1 protein-coding gene is annotated in these 1653 nt (G+C 31.8%); it reads left to right on the top strand.

Annotated elements, in window-relative coordinates:
* Positions 1-189 precede the first annotated feature (189 nt).
* On the top strand, positions 190-1497 hold the full coding sequence (locus tag ACT8YW_RS23245; RefSeq protein WP_444107282.1) for an IS4 family transposase: 1308 nt from the start codon (positions 190-192) through the stop codon (positions 1495-1497).
* Positions 1498-1653: the final 156 nt, after the last annotated feature.

Genomic DNA, 1653 nt, shown 5'->3' with positions numbered 1-1653 from the left:
CAATGTCATTAAGTTAAGATGACCAATCAAGATCTTAGCATCAGAAATGATGCTAGGGTCTTTTTATTTTGTAATAAATGCTTGACATATGATTCGAAATGTGCGGCTGCTTTCGCTATTGAATGATAATGAGGTAGCGAAAGCGGCCCCTGTAATTAAGAACATCTTGATTGCAAGGAGGTAACGCATATGAGCAATTATATTAATCAAGTTTCAGATTCTCTAAAGAATCATATTTCGGAATTAGCTAACAATCCATGTTTATTTCTTCGAAACCCCAATGCCGATTTCTCTCGAAAACGGAAAATTGATTTCAAAACTTTTATAGGAATCATGATGAATTCGGGTGGAGCTACTATGAGTAAAGAACTACTTGATTTCTTTGATTTTAACAAAAATACTCCGTCTGTGTCAGCATTTACGCAACAACGTTCAAAAGTACTTCCAGAGGCTTTTGAATATTTGTTTAAATCTTTTACGGATGACAACCTTCCAACTACTAATAATTATCATGGTTATCGTTTAATTGCATGTGATGGAAGTAACTTGACCATTGCAACCAATCAAAAGGATCCAGAAACTTTTTGGGAACGTAATCAGCATGGTTCAATTGTTAATAAACTACATCTGAATGCCTTTTATGATGTTTTGAATCGTATATACACCGATGTTTTAGTGCAAACAGCAGCGGATTACAACGAGTTTAGAGCATGTGCAACAATGATTGACAGATCGAAACTAGAGAATGTTATTCTTGTTGCTGACAGAGGATATGAAAACTATAACATTTTTGCACATGCAATTGAAAAAGGATGGAAATTCGCTATACGTGTCAAAGATAAAAATAGTAATGGAATTGCATCTGGGTTAAATCTTCCTCCAAATGATGAGTTTGATATAGATATCACTCAGATTTTTTCAAGGAAAAATACAAAGACCACAAAAAATGCAGGCTATAAGTGGATGCCTGTAAATCAAGTGTTTGATTATCTTCCACGAAAAAGTGATAAAACATACGAATTATCATTTCGTATTATTAGATTTCCTATAGGGTCTAATTCTTATGAAATAATAATTACAAATCTTGATAGAAATATTTTTGATGTAAAAAAAATAAAGGAAATCTATCATTTGAGATGGGGAATAGAAACTTCATTCAGAGAATTAAAATATGCCATAGGATTAACAAGTTTCCATGCACGAAAACCAGATTTTATTAAACAAGAAATATATGCGCGATTACTTTTGTATAACTATTGTGAATTAATAACAACACATGTAATAAAACAAATGAAAAACAATGATAAAACAAAACAGGTGAACTTTACAATCGCCATTTATATTTGTAGAGAATATCTCCGTAATAAACGCAATCTTAGTCCACCTGATGTGATTAACCTAATAGAAAAGCATGTATTACCAGTAAGACCTGGTCGAAAAGACCCTCGCAAAGTCAAACCCCAGGCATCTGTAAGCTTTCTATATAGAGTGGCTTAATCATAGATAATTATAAGTTTTTTTTGACAGATAAACAATCTGTCTTTTTGTTGTGCTGCAAAATAGACAAAAGAAAAAAACACATCATATTTATCAAACAATTGCAAATATGATGTGTTTTATAATTATGTCAAAATTCTTAACTTAATGACATTG

Origin of the sequence: Bacteroides sp. (genome assembly GCF_052357945.1) — a bacterium.
Classification (GTDB): Bacteria; Bacteroidota; Bacteroidia; order Bacteroidales; family Bacteroidaceae; genus Bacteroides.
The sequence above is the reverse complement of the archived record's forward strand: the minus strand, read 5'-3'. Positions and strand labels throughout refer to the sequence as shown.

Bases quoted from the DNA above. Each gene is read 5' to 3' on its own strand.
- ACT8YW_RS23245 (WP_444107282.1), top strand. From the start codon at position 190: ATGAGCAATTATATTAATCAAGTTTCAGATTCTCTAAAGAATCATATT.